This is a genomic window from Rhizobacter sp. (assembly GCF_031412495.1).
Taxonomy (GTDB): domain Bacteria; phylum Pseudomonadota; class Gammaproteobacteria; order Burkholderiales; family Burkholderiaceae_C; genus Schlegelella_A.
The window spans coordinates 1-6879 of record NZ_JANODC010000537.1 but is presented as its reverse complement, the minus strand read 5'-3'; the positions used below and the strand labels follow the sequence as shown (position 1 = coordinate 6879).

Here is a 6879-nt window from a genome sequence, read left to right as displayed (position 1 = left end):
AAGCCGAGCACGGCGGTGCCCATCGCCATCGCCCAGAGGCGCATGCGCGACCAGTCGCCCATGATCGCGATGTCGGCCACCGCACCCATGGTGCAGAAGCGGACGCGCTGGGCGATCGCGCCGAAGGCCACGGCGACGAGGAAGGCGGAGGCGAGGACGAGCGTCGTCGTGCGCTGGAGGTCGGCGTCGGTCATGAGGGCGGCGGCTGGCGAAGCCCGAAGAATAAGCAAACGGGAATCCGATCTGTCGCCCCGCGATGGGATCGGCTAGGCTTTGCACGCCACACAGGGGAGAAAACAATGCACGAGACGATGCACGGATCCGCACGGCGACAGGCCCGCGCCGGCTTCCTGTTCGCCGCCGCCGCCGCCATGGCGACCGGTGCCGCGGCCCAGGGCGCCGCCGACCTGCAGCTGCGCGCGCTCGCCGCGACCTGCGCCAATTGTCATGGCACCGACGGCCGCGCCGTCGCGGGCGAGCCGATGACGCCGCTGGCCGGCCTGCCGAAGGACTACCTGGTCGCGCAGATGCAGGCCTTCCGCGACGGCAAGCGGCAGGCGACGGTGATGCACCAGCTGGCCAAGGGCTACAGCGATGCGCAGATCGAGCAGATCGCGACCTTCTTCGCCGCACGGAGGCAGCCATGAAGCGTCGCCAGCTCCTGCAGGGCGCGCTGGCGGGCGGTGCGCTCGCGGCGACGGTCGGGTGCGCTTCGCGGGGCTCCGTTCCCGCCAGTGCCCGCGTCGTCGTCGTCGGCGGCGGCTACGGCGGCGCGACAGCCGCCAAGTACGTCCGTCTGCTCTCGGCGAACGCGATCGACGTCGTCCTGGTCGAGCCGAACGCCTCCTTCGTCTCGTGCCCGATCTCGAACCTGGTCGTCGGCGGCGTCCGCCAGCTCGCCGACATCACCACGCCGTACGACGCCCTGCAGGCGCGGCACGGCGTGCGCGTCGTGCGGGACAGCGTTGTCGCGATCGACGCAGTGGCGCGGACGGTGCGGCTGGCCGGCGGCGCCACCATTCGCTACGACAAGCTCGTCCTCGCCCCCGGCATCGATCTCATGTTCGACAGCGTGTCGGGGCTCCGTCAGGCGAACGCCGACGGCCGCATCCTGCAGGCCTGGAAGGCCGGGCCCGAGACGGCGGCGCTGTTCCGCCAGGTGGCAGCAATGCCCGACGGCGGCGTCTTCGCGATCACTGTTCCCGAGGCGCCCTATCGCTGCCCGCCCGGCCCCTACGAGCGCGCGAGCATGGTCGCCGCGTACCTCAAGAAAAACAAGCCGCGCGCCAAGGTGCTCGTCCTCGACGCGAACGCGGACGTCACGTCGAAGGGGGCGCTCTTCAAGAAGGCCTGGGCCGAGCTCTACCCCGGCATGATCGAGTACCGGCCGCAGCACCGGGCCGTCGCCGTCGACGCTGCCCGGATGACGGCCAAGTTCGAGGTCCACGACGATGTCCGTGCCGACGTGCTCAACGTGCTGCCGCCGATGCGCGCCGGTCAGGTGGCGGTGCAGGCGAACCTGGCCAACGCCAACGGACGCTGGTGCCAGGTCGACTACCTGAGCTTCGAGTCGACCGCCGCGAAGGGCATCCACATCGTCGGCGACGCGATCCAGATCGCGCCGCTGATGCCGAAGTCGGCGCACATGGCGAACAGCCACGCCAAGGTCGCGGCGGCGGCGATCGTCGCCGAATTCAGCGGCTTTGCCCCGATCCAGCAGCCGATGCTCACCAACACCTGCTACAGCTTCGTCAGCGCCGAGGAAGTGATCCACGTCGCCAGCGTGCACGAGTACGTCGCCGCCGAGAAGACGTTCAAGACGGTCGCCGGCTCGGGCGGCGTGTCGGCGGCACGTTCGGAGCTCGAGGCGCGCTACGCGATGGCCTGGGCCAGGAACATCTGGGCCGACACGCTGTTGTAGCGAGCGACGGTGGCGGCGCGGGCCGCGCGCGAAGGGCGCCGGTCTCAGGCGATGGTCGCCTCGTCGCTGCGGCGCGCGCCGCGGCTGTCGAGCCACTGCACGGCGACTCGGTCGCCGGCCTTGGCGCCGCGCAGGCCGAACTGGAAGAACGGGTTCTTCGAAACCGCCGGCCCGCAGTGCACCGTGAGCGCAGAGCGCCCGTTGTGCAGCACGCTGATGGTCTGAATGTGCCACGCCGGCACCGGCTTGCCCGCCGCATCCTTGCGCTGTCCGGACTCCATCTCGTGGCCGAGCAGCATGCGGACCGTGGCCTTGTCGCCGGCGAGCGTGGCGCGGATGCGGGTCGGCTCAGACACCGCAGCCCCCGAGCGTGACGCGCACTTCCTTGCGTGCGAACAGCATGCGCCCGTCGGCCAGCACGGCCACGCCGTAGACGTTCGAGGTCTGCGCCATCTTGATCCGCGTGGAGACGGCGGCGTCGACCGACTCGCCGAGCTCGACGGCTGCCGATAGCAGATTCGGGTTCTTCTCGACCAGCAGGAGCAGGCGGCGCACGCCGGGCAAGGCACTGGCCACGCCGACCGCGACGTTCGCCCCGTCCTCGGCGATGTCGGGCGCCGTGAGCACGACTTCCTTGCTCTCCACCGGCGCGCCGCTGCCGATGACGCGGGCCAGCTCGGCGATCGTGGCGGCGTCGAACGACGCCTTCGGATAGGGTGACGGCGACTGCGCTTGGGCCTGCGCGAGCCGCGGGAGCGCCAGGGCGGCAGCGATCAGCGCGGCGAGGCGGCTGCCGCCGGAAACGAGGGCACGACGACGCCGCGAATCCATCGGCGAATGACAGGCTCTGAGCTTCGTCACATCGTACGCCAGAGCATGCAGACCGCCCTCGCCTCCATCGATTCGCCGCGGCCGACCGGGCCCATCTTCTCGGCGGTCTTGGCCTTGACGCTGACCTGGTCGATCTCGAGGCCCAGCGCGCCGGCCAGGCGCTGGCGCATGGCGGGGACGTGCGGCGCCAGCTTCGGTGCTTCGGCGATGACCGTCGAATCGACGTTGCCGATCTGCCACCCTGCCGCGGCCACGCGCCGCGCCGCCTCCGATAGCAGGGCCAGCGAATCGGCGCCGCGGTACTGCATGTCGGTGTTGGGGAAGTGACGGCCGATATCGCCCAGCGCCGCGGCGCCGAACAGCGCGTCGGTGATCGCGTGGCACAGTGCGTCGGCATCGGAATGGCCGGCGAGGCCGTGCGTGTGCGCGATCTCTACGCCGCCCAGCACCAGCTTGCGGCCCTCCACCAGCGCGTGCGTGTCCCAGCCTTCGCCGACGCGCCAGAGCGGCCCGCGCGGCTTCATGCGCAACGCGCCTCGAGCAGGGCGGCGGCGAGGGCGAAATCGGCCGGGAGCGTCACCTTGAGGTTCTCGGGCGAGCCGGGCACGAGAAGCGGCGCGCCGCCCATGGCTTCGATGGCGCCGGCCTCGTCGGTGACGTCGGGGCCGGCCCGATCGAGTGCTTCGAGGAGCGCGCCGAGGCGGAACATCTGCGGCGTCTGCGCCTGCCAGACGCGCTCGCGGGAGAGCGTCGTCGCGACGCGACCGGCCTCCTCGCGCTTCAACGTGTCGGCGACGGGCAAGGCGAGCAGGCCGCCGATCGGGTCGTCCACGCAGGCGTCGATGAGCGAGTCGATCCAGGCCGGCCGGACGAGGCAGCGCGCAGCGTCGTGGACGAGGACCCAGTCGACCGGCGCCGCGCCGCGGCGTGCCAGCTCGGCCACGCCGGCGCGGACGGTCGCGGCCCGGGTCGCGCCGCCGCAGCGGGCGACCTCGACCCGCGGATCTAGGGCAGTGCGGATGCGGACCAAGAAGGCGTCGTCATCGGGCGCGAGCACCACCAGGATGCCCGACAGGCGCCGCACCTGGGCCAGCGCCGCCAGCGTGTGGGCGACCAGGGGCCGGCCCGCGACCTCGACGTACTGCTTCGCCACGTCGCCGCCGGCACGCGAGCCGGTGCCGGCACAAGGCACGAGCGCGTGCAAGCGAGGCGGAGCGGGCAGGTCCGGCGGAATCGTCGGCATCGAGGTGGCTGCGAGGGCGGGCGGCAAGCATAAGCGCAGGCCCGACGCGACCCGGAGGCGGCACCTAAAATCGCCTGTTTTCACCGTGCGGCACGGCAGCCCTGCCGCCTCCATGCTCCTTCCCGACATTTCCCCCGGCAAGCGCTTCGCGCTGCCGCGCCCCGCCGGTTCGGCCGATGCTCTGCTGCTCGCCCGCTTCGCCGCGAAGGAGCGCGCCAAGGGCGCCGCGCTGGCCGTCTTCACCGCCGAGCCCGCCGACGCGCAGCGGCTCGCCGACGAACTGGGCTTCTTCGCACCGACGCTGCGCGTGGCCGTCTTCCCCGACTGGGAGACGCTGCCCTACGACAGCTTCTCGCCGCACGAGGACCTGATCTCGGAACGGCTGGCCACGCTCTGGCGCATCCGTGGCGGCGACGTCGACCTGCTGCTCATGCCGGCAACGACGGCGCTCGTCCGGCTTGCGCCACCCGGCTTCATCGCCGGCTACACCTTCCACTTCAAGACGAGGCAGAAGCTCGACGAGGCGGCGCTGAAGGGGCAGCTCACGCTCGCCGGCTACACGCACGTGAGCCAGGTCGTCTCGCCCGGCGAGTACGCGGTTCGCGGCGGCCTGATCGACCTGTTCCCGATGGGCTCGGCCGTGCCCTACCGCGTCGACCTGTTCGGCGACGAGATCGACTCGATCCGGACCTTCGATCCGGACACCCAGCGCAGCCTCTACCCGGTGCCGGAAGTCCGCCTCCTGCCCGGGCGCGAGTTCCCGATGGACGAGGCGGCGCGGGCGGCGTTCCGCTCGCGCTGGCGCGAGCAGATGGAAGGCGACCCGACCAAGGTGCGCCTCTACAAGGACATCGGCGCCGGCATCGCGACCGCCGGCATCGAGTACTACCTGCCGCTCTTCTTCGACGAGACGGCGACGATCTTCGACTACATCGGCAGCGCCGCGACGCTGGTGCTGCACGGCGAGGCCGACGAGGCGCTGCAGCGCTTCTGGACCGACACGCGCGAGCGCTACCGCTTCTTCCAGCACGACCGCGAGCGGCCGGTCCTGCCGCCCGAGTCGCTCTTCCTGCGCCCCGAGGAGTTCTTCGCCGCCTGCGGGCGGTACGCGCAGCTGAGCCTGCGCGGCCGCAGCGAGGACGGGGCCGCCACGTGGGCGACCGCCCTGCCCGATCTCGGCGTCGACCGCGGCGCGCCGGAGCCGCTGAAGCGGCTGCAGGACCACATCGCGGCGACGCCGCACCGCGTCCTCATCGTCGCCGAGAGCGAGGGCCGCCGCGAGAGCCTGCTTGAGCTGCTGCGCGACAGCCGCATCGAGCCGCCGAGCGTCGCGACCTTGGCCGAGTTCGAGGCCGGCGCCGAGCGCTTCGCCATCGCCGTCGCGCCGCTGGCCCAGGGCTTCGCCGCCCGAGACGCCGATGCCGGGCCGGAACGGACCATCGAGTTCGTCACCGAGACCGAACTGTTCGCCGTCGCGCCCGGTGCACGCCGGCGCCGCCGCCAGGAGCAGACGAGCGACGTCAACGCGCTCATCAAGGATCTCTCGGAGCTCAAGGTGGGCGATCCGGTCGTCCATGTCAATCACGGCATCGGTCGCTACCTCGGCCTGACCACGATCTCGCTCGGCGGTCCGGACGAGGAAGCGAGCGAGTTCCTGCAGCTCGAGTACGCGGACAAGGCGACGCTCTACGTCCCCGTCGCGCAGCTGCACCTGATCGCCCGCTACACGGGCGTCAGCGCCGAGGAGGCGCCGCTGCACCGGCTCGGCTCCGGCCAGTGGGACAAGGCCCGGCGCAAGGCCGCCGAGCAGGTGCGCGACACCGCCGCCGAACTGCTCAACCTGTATGCGCGCCGGGCCACGCGCGAGGGCTTCGCCTTCCGCTTCCAGCCGCACGACTACGAGGCCTTCGCGGCCAGCTTCGGTTTCGAGGAGACGCCCGACCAGCACGCCGCCATCCACGCCGTGATCCAGGACATGGTCTCGCCGCGGCCGATGGACCGCCTGATCTGCGGCGACGTCGGCTTCGGCAAGACCGAGGTTGCCCTTCGGGCCGCCTTCGTCGCGGTGACCGGCGGCAAGCAGGTCGCCATCCTCGCGCCGACGACGCTGCTGGCCGAGCAGCACTTCCAGAACATCGCCGACCGTTTCGGCAAGTGGCCGATCAAGGTCGCCGAGCTGTCGCGCTTCCGCTCGCCGAAGGAAGTGAAGGCGGCGCTCGAGGGGCTCGCCGACGGCACCATCGACATCGTCGTCGGCACGCACAAGCTGCTCAGCGCCGACGTGAAGCTCAAGCGCCTGGGCCTGCTCGTCATCGACGAGGAGCACCGCTTCGGGGTCCGGCACAAGGAGCAGATCAAGGCCATGCGGGCCGAGGTCGACGTGCTGACGCTGACGGCGACGCCGATCCCGCGCACCCTGGGGATGGCGCTCGAGGGCCTGCGCGACCTGTCGGTGATCGCGACCGCGCCGCAACGCCGGCTGGCGATCAAGACCTTCGTGCGCAATGAGGGCAACGGCACCATTCGTGAGGCGGTGCTGCGTGAGTTGAAGCGCGGCGGCCAGGTCTACTTCCTGCACAACGACGTGCAGACGATCGAGCATCGGCGCGAGACGCTGCAGGCGCTCGTGCCCGAGGCGCGCATCGCGGTGGCCCACGGCCAGATGCGCGAGCGCGAGCTGGAAGGCGTGATGCGCGACTTCTACCACCAGCGCTCCAACGTGCTGCTGTGCTCCACCATCATCGAGACCGGCATCGACGTGCCGAGCGCCAACACCATCATCATGAGCCGCGCCGACAAGTTCGGCCTGGCGCAGTTGCACCAGTTGCGCGGGCGGGTCGGCCGCAGCCATCACCAGGCCTATGCCTATCTGCTGGTGCCCGAT

7 protein-coding genes and 1 pseudogene are annotated in these 6879 nt (G+C 71.3%); 3 read left to right on the top strand and 5 right to left on the bottom strand.

All coding sequences use genetic code 11. The features are described 5' to 3' along the window. Window positions 1-194 (bottom strand): annotated as a pseudogene (locus AC30N0_RS19965) (YeeE/YedE family protein); the annotation flags it as partial. Between the two features lie 105 nt (window positions 195-299). Here AC30N0_RS19965 and AC30N0_RS19960 point away from each other — a divergent pair. Together AC30N0_RS19960 and AC30N0_RS19955 are read left to right on the top strand one after the other, a co-directional pair. Continuing rightward, window positions 300-647, top strand: coding sequence for a c-type cytochrome (locus AC30N0_RS19960; RefSeq protein ID WP_489519627.1), 348 nt, complete (start codon window positions 300-302; stop codon window positions 645-647). Next, on the top strand, window positions 644-1921 hold the full coding sequence (locus tag AC30N0_RS19955) for an NAD(P)/FAD-dependent oxidoreductase (protein WP_489519626.1): 1278 nt from the start codon (window positions 644-646) through the stop codon (window positions 1919-1921). The genes AC30N0_RS19960 and AC30N0_RS19955 overlap by 4 nt, the downstream gene beginning before the upstream one ends. Before the next feature lie 44 nt (window positions 1922-1965). On the opposite strand, the gene soxZ is transcribed toward AC30N0_RS19955, so the two are convergent. From soxZ to ispD, 4 genes are read right to left on the bottom strand one after another with little or no spacing between them, the layout of a single operon-like run. Then, complete coding sequence (gene soxZ, locus AC30N0_RS19950) at window positions 1966-2277, bottom strand: thiosulfate oxidation carrier complex protein SoxZ (protein WP_489519625.1); 312 nt, start codon at window positions 2275-2277, stop codon at window positions 1966-1968. Continuing rightward, on the bottom strand, window positions 2270-2752 hold the full coding sequence (soxY, locus tag AC30N0_RS19945; protein ID WP_489519624.1) for a thiosulfate oxidation carrier protein SoxY: 483 nt from the start codon (window positions 2750-2752) through the stop codon (window positions 2270-2272). Before soxY ends, soxZ begins: the two co-directional genes overlap by 8 nt. A gap of 26 nt (window positions 2753-2778) precedes the next feature. Beyond that, window positions 2779-3276, bottom strand: a complete 498-nt coding sequence (gene ispF / locus AC30N0_RS19940) for a 2-C-methyl-D-erythritol 2,4-cyclodiphosphate synthase (RefSeq protein ID WP_489519623.1) — start codon at window positions 3274-3276, stop codon at window positions 2779-2781. Then, complete coding sequence (ispD, locus tag AC30N0_RS19935) at window positions 3273-3995, bottom strand: 2-C-methyl-D-erythritol 4-phosphate cytidylyltransferase (protein ID WP_489519622.1); 723 nt, start codon at window positions 3993-3995, stop codon at window positions 3273-3275. Before ispD ends, ispF begins: the two co-directional genes overlap by 4 nt. 112 nt (window positions 3996-4107) lie before the next feature. Here ispD and mfd point away from each other — a divergent pair. After that, a partial coding sequence (mfd, locus tag AC30N0_RS19930; RefSeq protein ID WP_489519621.1) for a transcription-repair coupling factor occupies window positions 4108-6879 on the top strand: 2772 nt, incomplete at its 3' end.